Below are 17,176 nucleotides of genomic sequence, written 5' to 3' on the forward strand. Positions count from 1 at the left end.
GGCGTGGGGTCGGCTCATTCCGGTTCCTTCAGCCCCGTGGCCCGCCCGTCCGCATCCCACTCGACTTCGTGGACCCGCACGACGGCCGCACGGTCGATCGGCCCGAAGACATGCGGAAACAGAGTGCCTTCGGCGACTCCGGGCGGCGGAGCGGGAGCCGCGGCCTCCCAGACACACGCGGCGCCCAACCGCTCCTCGTCGAGCAGCAGCACGAGCAAGGGCCTCGGCGCGCTCCGGTAGAAGGCGTTGACGACGGCGAGCGTGGTCTCCTCGTCGGGAGAGCAGTGCACGAACCCCTCGTCCTCGAGGGAGGCGGGTGCGTAGCGCTGGTCGGGGTCGGCGGTCCAGGTGTCGCGGGGCACGACGTGATAGATCATGCCGCGATTAAACAGGCGGGAGGCAGGAGCGTGCGGCTCGGTCACGCCTCAGCCGCGTCTGGCCGCGTCGTACTCCTCGCGCGCCGTCTGCACCGCCGCCATCCGCCGATCCACCCACTGCGCGAGGCCACGCACCTGTTCGGCGGCCTCCCGTCCGAGATCCGTGAGGGAGTAGTCCACGCGGGGCGGGATCACCGGCTTGGCATCCCGGTGCACCAGCCCGTCGCGCTCCAGCGTCTGCAACGTCTGGGTCAGCATCTTCTCGCTGACCTTGCCGATGGCCCGCCGCAGCTCGCTGAACCGGTACGAGCGCTCCAGCAACGCGATCAGCACCAGGGCACCCCAGCGGCTGGTGACGTGCTCCAGGACGAGGCGCTGGGGGCACATGGTGTCGCCGTCGGCGTTGCGGACGCGCTCCACGAGCGTCGTATCACCCATCTCGCTTACTCCCATGCCCGATACCCTACTCCCAGGTGGGCACTTTCGCTGAGTTAGTACACCGCTTCATCGCTGGGCGGGGGCTTGGGCTGGAAGATCGCTTCCTCTGACTCCGCGGGCAGGATGATTCATCGGAGTGGTTGCGGAGGGGCTGGGCCATCCGCTGATCATCGGCATCGTGGTCCTCGTGGCCGCGCTGGGCCTCATGGCCGTGCACTGGTCCCAGCGCTCCTGCGGTCGTCGCCGTCCCTGCCTGTGACGAAACAGCGGACGCGGACGGCTGCCGCAAGCGGTACGCGCTGGCGCATACTGGTGGCAATGACAAAGCCAGCTGCACCGAAGCGTTATTTGCCTACCAGCCCCTTCAAGGCGCCGGTCATGCCGTCTCCCAAGCAGTTCTGCGTGGGCGACCAGGTCACACACGACATGTACGGCCTCGGCCGGGTGATCGGCATCGAGGAGGGAATCGCGGCGCTCGTGGATTTCGGTTCCACGCAAGAGCGGATCTTGAGTCCCTACGCCAAGATGAGCAAGCTGTAGCACCGCCGTGCCCGGTCACGGCACGCCAGGGCCCTTCAAGGCCCTGTAACGAACGGGAGACCTCTCATCGACCTGACCTCGCTGTTCTCCGCTCCGGAAGGGGCGCCCCGCTATGCCACCACGGCATCGCCGCCTCCGACGACCGACCCCTTCCAGGCCCCGGACTTCGGGGAGAACGAGGCCTTCCTGTTCGAGGATGCGGAAGCATCCCCCTCAGGCACAGATGCGGCTCGACGCAAGGCAGGCCGCTCCGACCAGTGACAGTGGCCGCGGCGGCCGGCCACGGGCCGTCTCGGTTGCCGGCGCCTTCGGGCCAGGCTGTAGCAGCGGTCCTTCGCCTACCGGCCGCGGGCGCAGCCCAGGTCAGACGGCCCGGTGCAGGCCCGCGCAGCCCTTCCAGGACCGTGCGGGCCTTCCGTTCTCGGTGACGCGGTGTTCCCCTCAACTCTGCCCTCCGGCAGATCAGTTGCTGAGACGACGACCTGAGGTCGGAAAAGGCCTCATGGTGTCTTCGGGGTGCCCGTAGGCTCGATGCGCGCGGTCGATGGGGAGCGCGTCGCGCCTGTGGTTGAAGGGGATTTGACGAACGGGGTGTTCTGCTGTGTCCCAAGCTCATGAGGAAGAAGTCCTGGCCAGGATCGGTAAGGGACTTGTCTATACCGAGTCGGAAGCAGCCTTCCTCGCCCCTCGACGCCGCACCGAGCAGATCTTCGAGTACAACCACACCCCACCGAGCGAAACGGAAAAGCGTCGATCGCTGCTCGTTGCGATCTTCGGATCGGTCGGGGAACGCACGGTGCTGCTGCCGCCGTTTCACGCCGGGTTCGGAAGCAACGTCCACATCGGTGACGACTTCTTCGGAAACGTGAACCTGACGTTTGTCGATGACGTGGACATCCGGATAGGCAACGGTGTCATGATCGCACCCAGTGTGACACTGACCACGACGGGACACCCGGTGCATCCGTCACGGCGCGTGGACTACGGGCGGTTCTCGGAACCGATCGTGATCGAGGACAAGGTGTGGATCGGCAGCAATGTGGTCGTCCTCCCAGGCGTCCGGATCGGATACGGATCGGTCATCGGCGCCGGCAGCGTCGTCAGCCGCAGCATTCCCCCCATGACCGTCGCGGTCGGAAGCCCTTGCCGGGTGCTCCGCCCCATTACCGACGAAGACCTGACGACACGTACTCCGTAGGCCGGCCGCGTCGCCGAGCACGGCAGAAGAGGCAGGCCCGTATCGCGGCGATGAGTTTGGGCGGCCCGGGCAGTCTCACCGTTGTCGGCAACACAGATGGTCGGCGACATAGGAGGAAACACGTGGCTCAGCTGCTGAGAGTCCAGAACTTCACCGTCTCGCTCGACGGCTTCGGTGCCGGGGAGCACCAGAGCCTGGAGAGACCGTTCGGCCACGCCGATCCCGGGGACATGTTCGCCTGGGCCGGAGCCACGGCGAGCTGGCCCAATCGGACCGCCCCCGGCGGGAGCCGGGGACTCGACGACTACTTCACGCGAGACTTCGCGCACAACATCGGTGCCGAGATCATGGGCCGCAACAAGTTCGGGCCCCAGCGCGGGCCCTGGCAGGATCATGACTGGCGGGGCTGGTGGGGTGACGAGCCCCCGTTCCACACGCCGGTGTTCGTGATGACCCACTACAAGCGTCCTTCGTTCACGCTCTCCGACACCACGTTCCACTTCGTCGACGGCGACCCGGCCACGGTGCTCGACATGGCCCGGGAAGCGGCGCAGGGCAAGGACGTCCGGCTCGGCGGCGGGGCCACCACCATCCGGCAGTTCCTTGACGCCGACCTCGTCGACACCATGCATGTGGCGGTCTCGCAGGTGCGGCTCGGATCCGGGGTACGGCTCTGGGAGTCACCCGCAGAGCTGCTCGACCGGTTCCACCTGGAGGTCGTGCCCAGCCCGAGCGGCGTGACCCACCACCTGTTCTGGCGAAGGTGACACCAGAGCACCCGGCGGTTCCCCGGCGTCCGCCAGCAACGCCTGGTCACGTATCGGCGCCCCGGGGCGGAACGCGAGCAGGTCGGTGACGGGTGTGGCCGCGCAGCTGTCCTGAGGGCCGGCTCATCACGCCACACCCGGCAGTGGCCCTTACAGCCCGATGCGGGAACGGCGTCGGCCGAGGAGAAGGGCGAGACCGATCATGGCGATGCCCAGGACGAAATGGAGCCAGTCGTCGGCGGTGTTGAGGGGGATGAAGTTCGCTTCACTCCTGTGGCTGACCAGCAGACCGTAGATCCACAGCACCAGGTAGATGGCCCCGCCGACGAGCAGGTAGGAATACGCGCCGGAAGCCGTGCGGGCGAGTACGAGACCGGCGATACCGAAAGCCACGTGCACGAGATTGTGCAGGATGGACACCTGGAAGATTCCCAGCAGCTTGGCGCCCGACTCGTGGGTGGCGAATTCCATCGCGCTGTAACTGGTGGTGACGCCGGGGATGAAGCCCAGTACACCCACCAGGAGGAATACGGCTCCCACCAGCATGGCGGCCTGCTGGAGGGGGGTATAGGCGGCCGGAGTGCGGCGTGAAAACGCGTTCATGGCTGTGGATCCCTCACTGTCGTACCGATGAAGAGTCAGCAATGGAGACCGGCTCAGGTAGGCGAGTACCACGCCCGGCGCGAAACACCACAGCATCCGGTCGACCAACAGACCGGCCAGAATGTTGTACGCGCAAAGGAAAAAGTTGAAATGGGCAAACGAAAAAACGGAGGGAAATCCGCCGGGACATGGGTGTCGTCCGGAGAAAGGGGCACTCCTCAGGAAACCACCGGTACTACCGTCTCCATGACCGGGAGAACATCGTGATCGTCAAAAGAATGCACGAGATGGGCGTCCGCAGCGAGCACGCCTACATGGCCGCCTTCACCTCCATCGGCCTCACCGTCGCCACGTGGGTGACCAGCCTCAAAGCCGAACCCGGCACCGGGCTCGCCCGCGCCGACCGGTGGGGCATCTTCGTGGGCGAATGGGCTCCCACCTTCTTCGGTCTCGGACTCGCCCTGTCCCACTACGAGCAGCACGACGGCACCCTCACTGCCACCGTCCATGAACTCCGGCAGCACCAGGCGGCCGGCTGAGAAAGAGGCATCCCTACACTCGGCGACGTGGTTGAAAAGCGCGTCGCCCACTGGGACGGGGTCACCCGTCGGTCATCGCTCAAAGAGCGGTACGCGGTACTGCGGGACCGGCTCGCCGATGCCGCACGGGACGGGGACTGGCGGACGGTCTTCCAGATCCTCGACGAGAACCCCGACTGGGCCAACTCCGCGCGTCTGGAAGGCAGGAGCGGCTACGCCCCGCTGCACCAGGCCGCGTGGCACGGCGTCCCCGCCGGGACGGTCGAGCGTCTTGTGGAGTACGGCGCCTGGCGCACACTGAGGGCCAGTGACGGGGGCCGTGCCGTGGACATCGCCGAGCGGCGGGGGCACCGTCACCTCGTCGGCGTTCTGCGTCCGGACATCAGACACTCCCTGCCGCAGGACGCCCTCGCCCGCCTGCAACAGAACCTCCAGCGCCTGATCCGGTACCGCGCGGGCCTTGAGGACGGCTCGGACCTGGCCACCCAGCAGGGGCTGCGCCTGCCGGAGGTCGAGGTGCTGACCGAGCTGGAGCATCCCGTGTGCTGGTTCCCCGTTCCCGGCATGTACGGCGGGTTCAAGATCCAGATGCGGGGGCGCGAGCTGATCGTGGACAGCTGGATCCGTGTCGTCGGGGGCTCCGAGCGGACGGACCGGGTCACGGTCGACGGGGTGGAGTTGCAGGAGGGCAGGCGGCTGTGACGGCGCTGCCCTCCTCGACCGCCGGCTCAACCGCCGGCGCAGAACTCATGGGCTGATCGAAGCGGAGCGTGCGCGAGAACTCGCCAGCGGGACGCGTGCCAGCTGGACGACGTACGGCTGTGATCCGAAGAGGCGGACGCGGCGTAGGTGGACGGGGATGAGGTCGTGCCGTAGGGCGGATGTCAGCGCCGCCGGGTCCGGGAGGAGGAGTACGGCCGTGCCGTCCGGGGTGAGGACGCGGCGCAGTTCCGACCACCAGCGGTCGGGGGCCGTGGCGAGCAGGCCGCGCGGGTGGGCCTGGGTGCCCCAGGGCGGATTGCACAGGATCCGGTCGACGGAGCCGTCGGGGAGGGGGAGGCGGCCCGCGTCGGCGCGGCGGATTGTGAGGGGCACAGCGCCGGTTCCGGTGTTCGCGCGGGCCGCCGCCACCGCCTCCGGTGAGAGGTCGAAGCCCTGGCAGCGGGCGCCCGGGTGGGCGAGTGCCGCCTCGATGAGCAGGGTGCCGGCACCGCAGCACGGGTCCAGGACGTGGTGGCCCGGGCGGATGTCGGCCAGGGCCGCCATGGCGGCGGCCAGGGGTGGGTGGAGGGTGCCCGGGATCGTGTGGCGCTTGTAGGTGCGGCGGTGCAGCGGGCGGTCGTCGACGCGCAGCATGAGGGTGGCCCGGGTGCCGTCCAGGGTCAGGCGCCAGCTCCAGTGGCCCGGTGGGGCCGGGGTGCCCGTACGGCGCGCGTGGTACGGCACGCCGAGCCGCCGGGACAGGGCCCGGCCCACGGCGTCCTCGACGTCGTACCGGTTGAAGGCGCGGCGGCCGAGGAAGGAGGCCGAGACGTCGACGCCGGTGGGGTCTTCGGCGTTCGTGAGGGTGCGGCGGAGGGAGAGCAGGTGGTCGGTGTCGGTGTGGTCGGCGAGGGTGGCCAGGGCCGGGAGTCGGTGCTTCGACGGTCCGATGTCCTCCTGCTCGGCGGCGAGCAGGAAGACGTCGTCCGCGATGCGCGGCCGTGGCACCGGCCCGGCCGTACGGAAGTGGACTTCGCGGTGGCGCAGGCCGGTGACGGTGCCGGGTCCGGTGGTCAGGATCTCGGCGGCGACCAGGGTCTCCAGGCCGCGGAGGCAGCGCGCCACGAGGGGCGTGTGCATGGTGTCGGTTCTTCTCCACGTCGGCACTCGGGGCAGCGCTGCGCTGCCCCGCCTCGTCGGCGACGGGGGTTCCTCGTTTCGCCGACGGCGCCTAACGCAGGGGGAAGAAGAACGTCATGGGCGGGAGTCTAGAGCTCCCGAAGGGCCAGGGCAGCCCAATAAATCGGCAGGTGCGGGGGGCGGCCGGAGGTGAGCGGGTCAGGTCAGTACGGCGACGACCTCCCGCGCGGCCGCGGCGAGCAGGGCGTCCCTGGGCTCACTCTCGTAACCGGGCCGCTCGGACAGGACGGCCACCACCAGCGGCGCGGCTCGGCGCGGCCACACGACGGCGACGTGGTTCGCCCTGCCCCAGTTGCCGGTTCCCGTCTTGTCGGCCACCCTCCAGCGCTTCGGCAGCCCGGCCCGGATGCGGGTCGCGGCGACGGCCGTGCGGTTGCGTTCCAGCCAGTCGGTCAGCAGGGCCCGTTCGCGTGCGGGCAGCGCGTCGCCGAGCACCAGCTCGCGGAAGTCGGCGGCGATCGCGCGGGGCGTGGTCGTGTCACGCGGATCGCCCGGGGGGACGTCGTGCAGCTCCGGCTCGTAGTCGTCCATGCGGCTGACCCTGTCGCCGAGTTCGCGGAGATACGCCGTCAGCCGCGCCGGGCCGCCGAGGTCACGCATCAGCAGGTTGGCGGCCGTGCCGTCGCTGTAGCGGATCGCGGCGTCGCACAGCTGCCTGAGGGTCATGCCGGTGCCGACGTGGTCCTTGGTGATCGGTGCGGTGGAGTCGAGGTCGGCCTGGGTGTAGGTGATGCGTCTGTCCAGGTGCGTGACGGGGGTGCGGTGGAGGACCGCCGCCGCGGCCAGCGCCTTGAACGTGGAGCAGAACGCGAAGCGTTCGTCCGGGCGGTGGGTCACCGTGGCACCCGTGTCCGTCGCCAGGGCGTAGATGCCCAGACGGGCACCGTACGCGCGCTCCAGCGCCGCGAACCTCGCGGTGGGCGGGGGCGAGTTGGACGGCGCGGACGAGCTGGACGGCGGGGACGAGCCGGGCGCCCCGGACCCCGCCGAGGCGGGGCGACGGTCCGCCGTGTCGCAGCCCGCCAGGGGCAGGAGAGCCGCCGTCAGCAGAAGGGCCCGGCGGGACGCTCCGGCGGAGTGGTGCGGTAGGGGCATCGGTGCAAGCTCCTGTTCACGAAGGGTCGTCGGGGACCGCGGACAGCAGGTCTCGGACGACGGGGCCCGCCGAGCCGCCGCCCGTCACCCCTTCCTCCACGACGCACGCCACCGCCACATTGCCGCGGTGCGCCACGAACCAGCCGTTGTTGTCCTGCTCCTCGGACACCTCGGCGGTGCCCGTCTTCGCGCCGATGTCACCGGGCAGGTCGGCCAGGACGCTCGCCGTGCCCTCGGTGACGGTGGCGCGCAGCAGGGCCCGGAGCTGGGTGACGACCTGCCGCGGGAGCGGCGCGGTGGTGGTCTTGTCGTCGTTGCCGGCGGTGATCGAGGGCTGGTGGAACCTGCCGGAGACGGCGGTCGCGGTGACCGACGCCATGATGAGCGGGTTGGCCTGGATCCGGCCCTGGCCGATCATCGACGCGGCCTTCTCCGTCTCGTCGCGCGGAGTCGGCACCGAGCCGTCGTACGAGGGGATGCCCACGTGCCACTCCTGACCGACGCCGAAGTACCTGCTCGCGACCTCCCCCAGTTCCCCCTCGCCGAGCCTGCCGCGCAGGCTGATGAACGCCGTGTTGCAGGACTCGGTGAAGTCCTTGCGGAAGGTCGCGCCCCGGTGCTCGGAGGTCTCCACGTTCTGGAAACGCTTCCCCACCGTCAGGTACTTGGGGCAGTCCACGACGTCGTCGGGGGCGACGGCGTCCTTCAGCAGCAGGGCGGTGCTGGTGACGATCTTCCAGGTGGAACCGGGCGCGTAGGTGCCGGAGACGGCGCGGTTGAAGCCGGCGGACGGGGAGTTCGCCATGGCCAGGATCTCGCCGTCGTCGATCCGCAGGGCGACGAGCGCGGCGTTCTTGCCGTCGGCGCCGGAGGCGAGGGCCTTCTCGGCGGCGGACTGCCAGGTGGCGTCGACAGTGGTGCGGATGGGGCGGTCGGAGGAGGTGACGCGTCGGTGGCCGAACCTCGCCTCCGTGCGTTCGACCTCGCCGGTGGCCCGGTCGACGAGCTGGATCGCGCCGCGCGCGCCGGTGTCGGTGCCGGTGCCGAGCCGGTTCAGGACGGGCGCCAGGGACGGGAACTCGTCGCCCGTCAGCGCCGTACCGTTCCGGTCGGTGACGTCCGGGGCCGCCGCCTCCTCGCGCTCCAGGCGGAACTTCTCCGTCTCACTCAGGCGCGGATGGACGAGGGACAGTCTCCAGTCCACCTTCCAGGCGCCGTCGCCCTGTTCGCGCAGCGGCAGTTCGGACTCGTACGTCCAGATGCCCAGGCCGGTGACGGGCATCCGGGCCGTGAAGGGGACGGTGACCGTGCCGTCCTCGGCCCGCTCCGGCTCGGCCGCCGTGAGTTTCGGTCCGCTGATGTCCAGGCCGGCGGTGAAGCTGTTCAGTACCTGCTGGGCCGTGTCGGGTCGCGTCGTACGGCCGGCCGCGGCGGGCAGGCGGTCGGCCGCCCAGTCGGCGAGGAACGCGCGGGCCTGGGCCAGGGCGGCGGGGTCGGGGCCGGCGGCGTCCCGGTCGAAGGGGCCGAGGCCGGCCGCGTACGCCCCACCCGCCGCGACCGCGGCCACCACCGCCACGGCGACGACGGTCCGGGTCGCCGGGCGTCGTCTGCGGCGGACCTGGCTGGTCATGGGGATGTCGGTGTGGGAGTTCGTGCCTTGGTTCATGCACCGAGGAGACCAGCGGGCCGGGCGATCCGTCCAAGTCCGCTATCGCTTTAGGATCAATTAACCGAGCATATGATTGCTGGTTGTGGACCTGGTGCGGCACCTGGAGTGCTTCGTGGCTGTTGCAGAAGAGTCACACTTCGGCCGTGCCGCGGCGCGTCTGGGCATGGCACAGCCGCCGCTGTCGCAGCGCGTCCAGCGTCTGGAGCGGGAGCTGGGCGTGCGCCTCTTCGAGCGCACCAGCCGGCAGGTGACGATCACGGAGGCCGGGCGGCTGCTGCTGCCCGAGGCCCGTGAACTGCTCGCCCGTTCCGAGGCGTTGCTGGCCACCGCGCGCCGCATCCGCGACGGCGAGACCGGCCTGCTGCGCGCCGCGCTGCCGCCCGACCTCTCCGGTGAGACCGTCGCCGCGCTGCTGGCGGAGTTCCGGCGGCACCACGCCGGCCTGGAACTGGAGCTGCACGAGCTGTCCACCGCCCAGCAGCTGGAGCGGTTCGCCGCGCACGAGCTCGATGTCGGGCTCATCCACCACCCCTGCGACATCACCGGCCTGGAGCTCGGTCCGGTGCTGCGCCGTGAGCTGGGCGTGCTGCTGCCGGGCGGTGCGGTGGCGGCCGAGCCGGCCGAGGTGCCGCTCGCCTCCCTCGTGGGGTACGACCTGATCCTCTTCCCCCGCGGCAGCGCCCCGGCGCTGTACGACGACCTGCTGACCACGTGCGCCCGCAACGGCTACACCCCGGCCGCCGTACGGCATGCGCAGGGCGCCAGCTTCGTCCGCGGGCTGGTGCTGTCCGCCGGGGCCGTCGCGCTGTGTCCGCGCGATGCCCAGGTTCCTCCGCCGACCGGTGAACGGGCCCTCGGGGACGGCCAGGGCCCGGACGTCGTATGGCGCCCCCTCGCCGGTGCCCCGCTGGCCTGGCGGCACTCCGCCGCCTGGCCGAAGGGGCGTGGGGAGGCCGCCGTCGGTGCCTTCGCCGAGGCGGCCACGCACGCGCTGCGGACGACGGCCGGTGCGACCCCCGACCTGCCCTCCCGCCCGCTCCACCTGCGCCCGGCATCGGAGTACTGGCTGTGAACGACCCGCTCGCCCGTATCCACGCGGCCTTCGCCGAGGCCGGTGTCACCGGTCGGCTGCACGCCCTCGACATCGACTCCGGCGCGCAGCTCGACGCCGGAGCGGACCAGCCGGTGTGCACGGCCAGCGTCCACAAGCTGTGCCTGCTCGTCACGCTGTACGCACAGGCCGCGGCGGGTCGCCTGGACCTCACCGAACAGGTCGAGTCCGCCCCGGGCGGCCGTACGACCGGCCCCACCGGAGTGGCGGCCATGCTGGACCCCGTCCGCATGTCCCTGCGCGACCTCGCGTACCTGATGATGGCCGTCAGCGACAACGCCGCCGCCGACCTGCTGCTGTCACGCGTCGGCCTGGACGCCGTCAACCGCACCACGGCCCGCCTCGGCCTGACCCGCACCCGAGCCGTCCATTCCTTCGGCGAGATGCTGGCCACCATCAAGGAGGACGCCGGCCCCGGGGGCGCGCAGGCGCTGGCCGACCCGCACGTCATCGCCCGGCTGCGGGCCCTCGATCCGGCGCGCACCAACCGCAGCACGCCGCGCGACATGACCCGCCTGCTCGCCGCCGTGTGGCGTGACGAGGCCTGCGTGCCCGAGCACGGCGCCGCCATCCGCCGCGTCCTCGGCCTGCAGGTCTGGCCGCACCGGCTGGCCTCCGGTTTCCCCTTCGACGACGTCCATGTCGCGGGCAAGACCGGCAGCCTGCCGACCGTACGGAACGAGGTCGGCGTCGTCGAGTACCCCGACGGGGGCCGCTACGCCGTCGCCGTCTTCACCCGCACCGCGCACACCGCCGCCACACTTCCCGCGGCCGACGCCGTCATCGGCACGGCCGCCCGTATCGCGGTCGACGCCCTGCGTGCTCCATGAAAGAGCCGGCAGCCCGTGAAGCCCTCCGTCGGCGTGCACGCCTTCCCGGCGAGCGCCGCGCTCCCGGCGGCCGTCGCGGTCGGCGCACCCACCAGCACGCTCCCGCCCCCGAGCGCGACGAGGGTCAGTGCGACGGCGCCCCGCCGCAGTCTGTCGCCACGGCGCGGCACAGAGGAATCCAGTGGGGAAGGAGACGCCGGTCAGACGCGCCCATGGGGGTGCATGGGCCCTCGCCCCCTGACGCCCCCGGCGGGGAAGGCCGGGCCGGGCTCCCGAGCTGCACACGTGGGGACGCGACGGCCCGTCCCGGCCTTCCCCTGGCCGCACTCTCGCACGGGGCGTGCCCGGCCGCCGCTCCTGCACGCCCGAACAGGCGGGTCTGTGTCCTCTGGGCCCTCTGGGCGGCCGGGCGGCCGAGCCCGGCCGTCGTGCCTACGCGCCGTGCGTCACGGCCCGTTCCATGAGCTGACCGGCCTCCGCCTCCGGTGTGGCGGGCGGCACCACCAGCAGGTCCCAGCGGCCGCGGCCGGGGGCGAGCAGGCAGACGGTGTGCGGTGCCTTCGGCGAGTCCGTCCGCCGCACCCGGACCGGCTGCCCGGCGACCGTCATCCGTTCCGGGCACTCGGGCCACCCGTCCCCGTTGACGCGGACGCTGCTGATCCGCCCCCAGGCCAGCGGCAGCACGCCCAGTAACCCGGGCAGTTCGGCGGCCAGGTCGTACGACCACGGCCACCAGGCCCCGTCGATACGGCGGGCCGTGGGGCCGAAGTGCGACTGGGCGGCGAGCCGCAGCCGGACCTCGGGCGGGGCGGGCAGCGGCGGCGGGGGCGTCGAGGCGGACGTCATCGTGGCTCCTGCGGAGATGTGAACGAAGAGAACACAGCCGTGGGGTGGCGGAGCCGCGAGCCCGGTGCGGTGGGGGTGTCCTGGTGCGCGGAGGGCCGTCGTGCACGAGGGCGAGACCGGTTCGGCCACCGGTTGCGAGATACCCGCGGGCGTACCGGCGAACCCCGGCGGGCCCGGGCGGGCGGCACGGGATTGCCACGGCGGGAGACCGCGGCCCGGGCCGCCCGCGTCGGTCAGTAGCCGTACCTGCTCTTCAGGTGACGCCAGAAGTCACGGAGCATCCATGTGTCGAACTCGGTGATCCGGGTGGCACTACCCGCCTTCATCAGGAAGCAGCACTGGCCGGTCGGCGTCCAGTCGTAGAAGTCGTCCAGTCCGAAGGTGTGGCCGACCTCGTGCAGGTAGATGTGGATGTCCTCCTGGTTCAGGGCGCCGGTGAAGTACTCCTGGCCCATGCGCTGGCCCCAGTCGCCGCCGGCGCCGCCCTGGAAGCCCTTGGTCAGCCACAGGGACTGGTCGTAGTGGCGGGCCGCGCCGCCGGGGCACCTGGAGTAATCGCCGTCCTGGTGGAAGAAGCGGCCGCAGTCGGGGGCGCACTGCGGGGCGCCGCCGCCGTCGAGGATGCCGGTGTAGATGTCGACGGAGTTGTCGGTCCACTGCAGGGTCGAGCGGTTCTTCACCGCCCAGCCGACGATGTTGACGGGGACGGTGGTGTACGGCCAGGCGTTGTGCCCCTTGCCGTTCTCCACCATCGCGGCCATCCACTTGCCGAACTGCTTCTTCAGCGACGCGTGGATCCGGTCCCGCAGGGCGGCGCTGACCGGGGTGTCGGACTCCCAGCGGACGCAGTAGTTGATGCTGCCCTTGTTGGCGATGACCTGGTCCCAGCCGTAGTTGCGGAAGCCGTAGAGGTCCGGATAGGTCGACTCGACATGCCGCCACACCTCGTTCAGCGGCTGGACGAGATGCGCGGGCGGGTTCCACTGGTCGGCGGCCTGGGCGCGGGGGGCGTTCAGGCCGGGTGCGGCGAGCAGGGTGGCTAACGCGGCGAACACGGCGAGCAGCCGCGCCAGGTGTCTGCGCATGGCGATCTCCTCGTGTGGGGGGAGGGGGTCTCCCCCTGGGGTCGCCGTCGGGGCCGCCAAGGTTGCCCGGGCAAACCAGGCGCTTATTCGCATTCCGGGAGCGATAATCGGACCATGAGTACGGCAACGTATGAGCTTGAGCTGCTGGCCGCGTCGACGGATCACGCGTTCGCCGTGGCCGCGGCCTTCATCGGCGGGCTGGTCATCGCCGGCGCGCTGATCTGGGCCGTACGCGTCGGCATGCAGGTCATGGACAAGGACACGCACCATCCGAGCCCCGAGGAACAGCCGCACCTCCCGGACGGCGGCCCGGTTTTCGAAACCCTTGAGGTGCGGGAGCCGGACGAGGTGCCGGTCGTGCTGAACGACAACGAACGTCTCCTGCCCCATGAGCTCCACCGGGCACGGACCCGGACAGGGAAGGACCAGCACCGGCCGCGCTGGTCGCCCGGGTCCAGCGGCTCCTTCGGCAGCGGAGGCCTGGGCCACGTGTGATGCCGTGGATTTGTCATCGACCACCCGTCGGCCGGTCCGCGGGCGGGCCCGTGACCTCCACGTGGGCCGGGCGCAGCAGGCGGTCGCCCAGCCGGTAGCCGGGGCGCAGGATCGCCGTGCAGACGAGCCGGTCGGCGTCCGGGGAGACGTGGTGGGTCAGCGCGTCGTGGCAGGTCGGGTCGAAGGCGTCCCCGACCTCGCCGAACTCCACCAGCCCCAGCGCACCGGCCTGGCTCGCCAGCGTGTCGGCGATGTCCTTCAGCCCCGGTGTCATGGGCTCGTGCGCGCAGGCACGGTCCACGGCGTCCAGCACCGGCAGGAGGGCCGTCAGCACGTTGGCGACCGCGATCTGTCGCACGGCCAGGCGGTCGCGCCGCACCCGCTTGCGGTAGTTGTCGTACTCGGCCTTCACCCGCTGCAGGTCGGCGGTGCGCTCCTCCAGCAGGCGGCGCAGTTCCTCCGTGCCCCGCGGGTTCGGCTGCCGGCCGCGGTTCATGGTCAGCCTGCCCGCGAGCTGTTGTCGTCGTCGACGATCTCGGCGTCCACCACGCCCTCGTCGTCGGAGGTGGCCTGTTGCGCGCCGGAGCCGCCGGAGGCGCCCGAGGCGCCGGAGGCGGACGGCTGGGCCTGGGCGTACATCGCCTGGCCCATCTTCTGGCTGACCGAGGCGACCTTCTCCACGGCCGTGCGCAGGGCCGCGGTGTCGGCCTGCTCCTTCAGCCTCTCCTTCAGCTCGCCGAGGGCCGACTCGACCTCGGACCTGGTGTCCGCCGGGACCTTGTCACCGTTGTCCTCGAGGAACTTCTCCGTCTGGTAGACGAGTTGCTCGGCCTGGTTCCTCGTCTCCGCCGCCTCGCGCCGCCTGCGGTCCTCTTCCGCGTGCTGCTCGGCCTCGCGGACCATGCGGTCGATGTCGTCCTTGGGCAGGGCCGAGCCACCGGTGACGGTCATCTTCTGCTCGCGGCCGGTCGCGAGGTCCTTCGCGGAGACGTGCATGATGCCGTTGGCGTCGATGTCGAAGGCGACCTCGATCTGCGGCACGCCGCGCGGGGCCGGTGGCAGACCGGTCAGTTCGAACATGCCGAGCTTCTTGTTGTAGGCCGCGATCTCCCGTTCGCCCTGGTAGACCTGGATGGTCACGGACGGCTGGTTGTCCTCGGCGGTCGTGAAGATCTCCGAACGGCGCGTCGGGATCGTGGTGTTGCGCTCGATGAGCTTGGTCATGATGCCGCCCTTGGTCTCGATGCCGAGGGACAGCGGGGTGACGTCCAGCAGCAGGACGTCCTTGACCTCGCCCTTGAGGACACCGGCCTGCAGCGAGGCACCGATCGAGACGACCTCGTCCGGGTTGACGCCCTTGTGCGGGTCCTTGCCGGTGAGCTCCTTCACCAGCTCCGTCACGGCGGGCATCCGGGTCGAGCCGCCCACCAGGACCACGTGGTCGATGTCGGACACCTTGATCCCGGCGTCCTTGATCGCGTTGTGGAACGGGCCCTTGCAGCGCTCCAGCAGATCCGCCGTCAGCTGCTGGAACTGGGCGCGGGTCAGCTTCTCGTCGAGGTGCAGCGGGCCCTCGGCGGAGGCCGTGATGTACGGCAGGTTGATCGTCGTCTCCGACGAGCTCGACAGCTCGATCTTGGCCTTCTCGGCGGCCTCCCGCAGCCGCTGCACGGCCATCTTGTCCTTGGACAGGTCCACGCCGTAGCTGTTCTTGAACTGCTTGACGAGGTGGTCGACGATCCGCTGGTCCCAGTCGTCACCGCCGAGGTGCGTGTCCCCGTTGGTGGCCTTCACCTCGATGACGCCCTCGCCCATCTCCAGCAGGGAGACGTCGAAGGTGCCGCCGCCCAGGTCGAAGACGAGGACCGTCTGGTCGTTCTCCTTGTCCAGGCCGTACGCCAGTGCTGCGGCCGTCGGCTCGTTGATGATCCGCAGGACGTTCAGGCCCGCGATCTCACCGGCCTCCTTGGTCGCCTGCCGCTGGGCGTCGTCGAAGTAGGCGGGCACGGTGATCACGGCGTCCTTGACGTCCTCGCCGAGGTAGGCCTCCGCGTCCCGCTTCAGCTTCTGCAGCACACGCGCGGAGATCTCCTGCGCGGTGTACCGCTTGCCGTCGATGTCGCCCTGCTCGGGGAAGCGCCAGGCGTGGTCGCCCATGTGCCGCTTGACGGAGCGCGCGGTGCGCTCGACGTTCGTCACGGCCTGCCGCTTGGCCACCTCGCCGACCAGCACCTCGCCGTTCTTGGCGAACGCCACGACCGAGGGAGTGGTCCGCTGGCCCTCCGTGTTGGTGATGACGGTGGGCTCACCGCCCTCGAGGACCGAGACCACCGAGTTCGTCGTGCCTAGGTCAATGCCGACCGAGCGCGCCATCTGGGTTCTCCCTCCTCGTACCTGTGCTGTTCATGGCCTGTGTCAGGGCCGTGTCAGGGCCTGCGCTCCCACCGGACCGGTCCGGCCCGCAGCGGCGGCTCGGGCGCCGGAGCCCCGAAGAGGCCCGGAGCCGCGAAGAGGCCCGGGGCCCGGAACAGCCCGGGGGTCCGGAACAGCCCGGCCGCCGTGCCTCGGTGGGGCGGGGCGGGGGCCGGACGCGGCGCGCGGGCCGGGCGCGGTGCGGGGGCGGTGCGCGTACGGTCGTACGCCGCCCGCAGCGCGGGGTCGCGGAGGGTGTCGTACGCCGTCCGCAGCTGTCCGAACCGCTCGGCGGTGACGGCGTCGACGCGGGTGTCGGGCCGCAGTTCCCGCACCAGGCGGCGGAAGGCGGAGGTGATCACCTCGGCGGACGCCGAGGGGTCCACCCCGAGCACGGCGTACGGATCGCGCACGGCCTGCGGATCACCGGCTCTGGCATCGGCCGTCGGCATCTGCGTGAGTCACCTCCCGACCCTTGCGACCTGCGGTTCGGCGCCACTTTGCCTTATTAGTTTGAATAAAACTTGAGCGCCCTATTGTCAAGTCTGAGGCGGCGCGGTAAGTGAAGTAGCGAGGCCGGATGCATCGGGGCAAGGTGGGATAAGCAGGTCGGATCGGAGGTGTGCCGCAGTGATCACCGAACTTGCCGTCGAACGAGTCGAGTTCACCTGTGGGTCGTGCTGGCACCGCTGGAGCGTCGACTACGACGTCCAGCGCTACCTGGACGACCACGGAGACGAGTGGGAGTACTTCTACCGGGACAACACCGCCGTCCCGTCCCCGTACACCCCCGGAGGGGCACCGTCCTGCGAGCACTGCGGACGCCGCTGGGTCGGCCGCCTCGTGGCCCGGCGCCCGGTCCCGCTGCCCGGCGGCGCCGACACCCCGCGCAGCCGTATCCCGGCGGAGGGCGTGCACCGGCCCGAGCGCCACGCGGCTCCGCTGCTGGAGGCCGGGGGCCATCCCCAGCCGACGCCCGAGACACGGTGACGGCGGCCAGGCCGGGTGCGCGGTCGGCCCCCCGACGGGGGCCGACCGCCGCTTGGGGGCCGACCGCCGCTTGGGGGGGCGACCGCCGCTTGGGGGACGACGGCTAGTGTCCCGGTCCGGAGATCCTGTCGCAGTAGCGGCAGATGCGGTCGATGATCTGGTCTGCGGTTTTGGTCCACTTGAAGGGTCTGGCCTGCTCGTTCCAGGTCTTGATCCAGTCCTCGAGCGCGGTCTTCAGTTCGTCGAGTGAGCAGAACACGCCGCGTTCAAGGCAACGCC

Annotated in this window: 21 protein-coding genes; 10 read left to right on the forward strand and 11 right to left on the reverse strand. The window is 70.8% G+C overall.

The annotated features are described in order from the left end of the window. Positions 1–14 precede the first annotated feature (14 nt). Entirely contained in the window at positions 15–377 is a 363-nt protein-coding gene (locus tag ACYVMZ_RS17425) for a DUF952 domain-containing protein (protein WP_461080506.1), read from the reverse strand. Between the two features lie 48 nt (positions 378–425). Next, a complete protein-coding gene (locus ACYVMZ_RS17430) occupies positions 426–830 on the reverse strand; it encodes a winged helix-turn-helix transcriptional regulator (RefSeq protein WP_461080508.1) in 405 nt (134 codons plus the stop codon). Positions 831–951: 121 nt separating this feature from the next. Between ACYVMZ_RS17430 and ACYVMZ_RS17435 the strand changes: the two genes are divergently transcribed. From ACYVMZ_RS17435 to ACYVMZ_RS17450, 4 genes are all read left to right on the forward strand, one after another. Beyond that, positions 952–1,074, forward strand: a complete 123-nt coding sequence (locus tag ACYVMZ_RS17435; protein ID WP_461080510.1) for a hypothetical protein — start codon at positions 952–954, stop codon at positions 1,072–1,074. Positions 1,075–1,133: 59 nt separating this feature from the next. After that, positions 1,134–1,355, forward strand: a complete 222-nt coding sequence (locus ACYVMZ_RS17440; protein ID WP_461080512.1) for a hypothetical protein — start codon at positions 1,134–1,136, stop codon at positions 1,353–1,355. A 601-nt stretch (positions 1,356–1,956) separates the two neighbouring features. Further along, entirely contained in the window at positions 1,957–2,553 is a 597-nt protein-coding gene (locus ACYVMZ_RS17445; RefSeq protein ID WP_461080514.1) for a sugar O-acetyltransferase, read from the forward strand. Between the two features lie 122 nt (positions 2,554–2,675). Then, positions 2,676–3,320, forward strand: coding sequence for a dihydrofolate reductase family protein (locus tag ACYVMZ_RS17450; RefSeq protein ID WP_461080516.1), 645 nt, complete (start codon positions 2,676–2,678; stop codon positions 3,318–3,320). Between the two features lie 150 nt (positions 3,321–3,470). On the opposite strand, the gene ACYVMZ_RS17455 is transcribed toward ACYVMZ_RS17450, so the two are convergent. Then, positions 3,471–3,923 (reverse strand): DUF4383 domain-containing protein, encoded by a 453-nt coding sequence (locus ACYVMZ_RS17455; RefSeq protein WP_461080518.1) that lies wholly within the window; start codon positions 3,921–3,923, stop codon positions 3,471–3,473. A gap of 263 nt (positions 3,924–4,186) precedes the next feature. Here ACYVMZ_RS17455 and ACYVMZ_RS17460 point away from each other — a divergent pair, with 263 nt between their 5' ends. Next, positions 4,187–4,462 (forward strand): hypothetical protein, encoded by a 276-nt coding sequence (locus ACYVMZ_RS17460; protein WP_461080520.1) that lies wholly within the window; start codon positions 4,187–4,189, stop codon positions 4,460–4,462. Positions 4,463–4,489: 27 nt separating this feature from the next. Beyond that, the gene (locus ACYVMZ_RS17465) at positions 4,490–5,164 is read left to right on the forward strand and encodes an ankyrin repeat domain-containing protein (protein ID WP_461080522.1); all 675 of its coding nucleotides are present in this window, start codon (positions 4,490–4,492) and stop codon (positions 5,162–5,164) included. Positions 5,165–5,209: 45 nt separating this feature from the next. Here the strand turns inward: ACYVMZ_RS17465 and ACYVMZ_RS17470 are convergent, their stop codons facing one another. From ACYVMZ_RS17470 to ACYVMZ_RS17480, 3 genes are all read right to left on the reverse strand, one after another. Beyond that, on the reverse strand, positions 5,210–6,304 hold the full coding sequence (locus ACYVMZ_RS17470) for a TRM11 family SAM-dependent methyltransferase (RefSeq protein ID WP_461080524.1): 1,095 nt from the start codon (positions 6,302–6,304) through the stop codon (positions 5,210–5,212). A gap of 198 nt (positions 6,305–6,502) precedes the next feature. Then, positions 6,503–7,459: a class A beta-lactamase gene (bla, locus tag ACYVMZ_RS17475; RefSeq protein WP_461080526.1), complete on the reverse strand. Its 957-nt coding sequence runs from the start codon at positions 7,457–7,459 to the stop codon at positions 6,503–6,505. A 16-nt stretch (positions 7,460–7,475) separates the two neighbouring features. After that, positions 7,476–9,125, reverse strand: coding sequence for a penicillin-binding transpeptidase domain-containing protein (locus tag ACYVMZ_RS17480; RefSeq protein WP_461080528.1), 1,650 nt, complete (start codon positions 9,123–9,125; stop codon positions 7,476–7,478). Positions 9,126–9,240: 115 nt separating this feature from the next. Here ACYVMZ_RS17480 and ACYVMZ_RS17485 point away from each other — a divergent pair, with 115 nt between their 5' ends. Together ACYVMZ_RS17485 and ACYVMZ_RS17490 are read left to right on the forward strand one after the other, a co-directional pair. Beyond that, positions 9,241–10,200, forward strand: a complete 960-nt coding sequence (locus ACYVMZ_RS17485; protein ID WP_461080530.1) for a LysR family transcriptional regulator — start codon at positions 9,241–9,243, stop codon at positions 10,198–10,200. Further along, positions 10,197–11,069, forward strand: coding sequence for a serine hydrolase (locus ACYVMZ_RS17490; protein WP_461080532.1), 873 nt, complete (start codon positions 10,197–10,199; stop codon positions 11,067–11,069). The genes ACYVMZ_RS17485 and ACYVMZ_RS17490 overlap by 4 nt, the downstream gene beginning before the upstream one ends. A 432-nt stretch (positions 11,070–11,501) precedes the next feature. On the opposite strand, the gene ACYVMZ_RS17495 is transcribed toward ACYVMZ_RS17490, so the two are convergent. Both ACYVMZ_RS17495 and ACYVMZ_RS17500 read right to left on the reverse strand, forming a co-directional pair. Further along, positions 11,502–11,915, reverse strand: coding sequence for a DUF5994 family protein (locus ACYVMZ_RS17495; protein ID WP_461080534.1), 414 nt, complete (start codon positions 11,913–11,915; stop codon positions 11,502–11,504). A gap of 233 nt (positions 11,916–12,148) precedes the next feature. Next, on the reverse strand, positions 12,149–13,000 hold the full coding sequence (locus ACYVMZ_RS17500; RefSeq protein ID WP_461080536.1) for a hypothetical protein: 852 nt from the start codon (positions 12,998–13,000) through the stop codon (positions 12,149–12,151). A 114-nt stretch (positions 13,001–13,114) separates the two neighbouring features. On the opposite strand from ACYVMZ_RS17500, the gene ACYVMZ_RS17505 reads away from it, so the two are divergent. Beyond that, complete coding sequence (locus ACYVMZ_RS17505; RefSeq protein WP_461080538.1) at positions 13,115–13,495, forward strand: DUF6479 family protein; 381 nt, start codon at positions 13,115–13,117, stop codon at positions 13,493–13,495. Positions 13,496–13,508: 13 nt separating this feature from the next. On the opposite strand, the gene grpE is transcribed toward ACYVMZ_RS17505, so the two are convergent. Genes grpE through ACYVMZ_RS17520 form a run of 3 tightly spaced genes read right to left on the reverse strand, consistent with a single transcriptional unit; the run spans position 13,509 to position 16,359 of the window. After that, positions 13,509–13,991: a nucleotide exchange factor GrpE gene (gene grpE, locus ACYVMZ_RS17510; protein ID WP_461080540.1), complete on the reverse strand. Its 483-nt coding sequence runs from the start codon at positions 13,989–13,991 to the stop codon at positions 13,509–13,511. Positions 13,992–13,993: 2 nt separating this feature from the next. Continuing rightward, a complete protein-coding gene (gene dnaK / locus ACYVMZ_RS17515) occupies positions 13,994–15,868 on the reverse strand; it encodes a molecular chaperone DnaK (protein WP_461080542.1) in 1,875 nt (624 codons plus the stop codon). 53 nt (positions 15,869–15,921) lie between these two features. After that, positions 15,922–16,359 (reverse strand): J domain-containing protein, encoded by a 438-nt coding sequence (locus ACYVMZ_RS17520; RefSeq protein WP_461080544.1) that lies wholly within the window; start codon positions 16,357–16,359, stop codon positions 15,922–15,924. Between the two features lie 178 nt (positions 16,360–16,537). Here ACYVMZ_RS17520 and ACYVMZ_RS17525 point away from each other — a divergent pair, with 178 nt between their 5' ends. Then, a complete protein-coding gene (locus ACYVMZ_RS17525) occupies positions 16,538–16,897 on the forward strand; it encodes a hypothetical protein (RefSeq protein WP_461080546.1) in 360 nt (119 codons plus the stop codon). The last annotated feature ends 279 nt before the right edge of the window (positions 16,898–17,176 follow it).

It is taken from the genome of Streptomyces deserti (genome assembly GCF_054782695.1).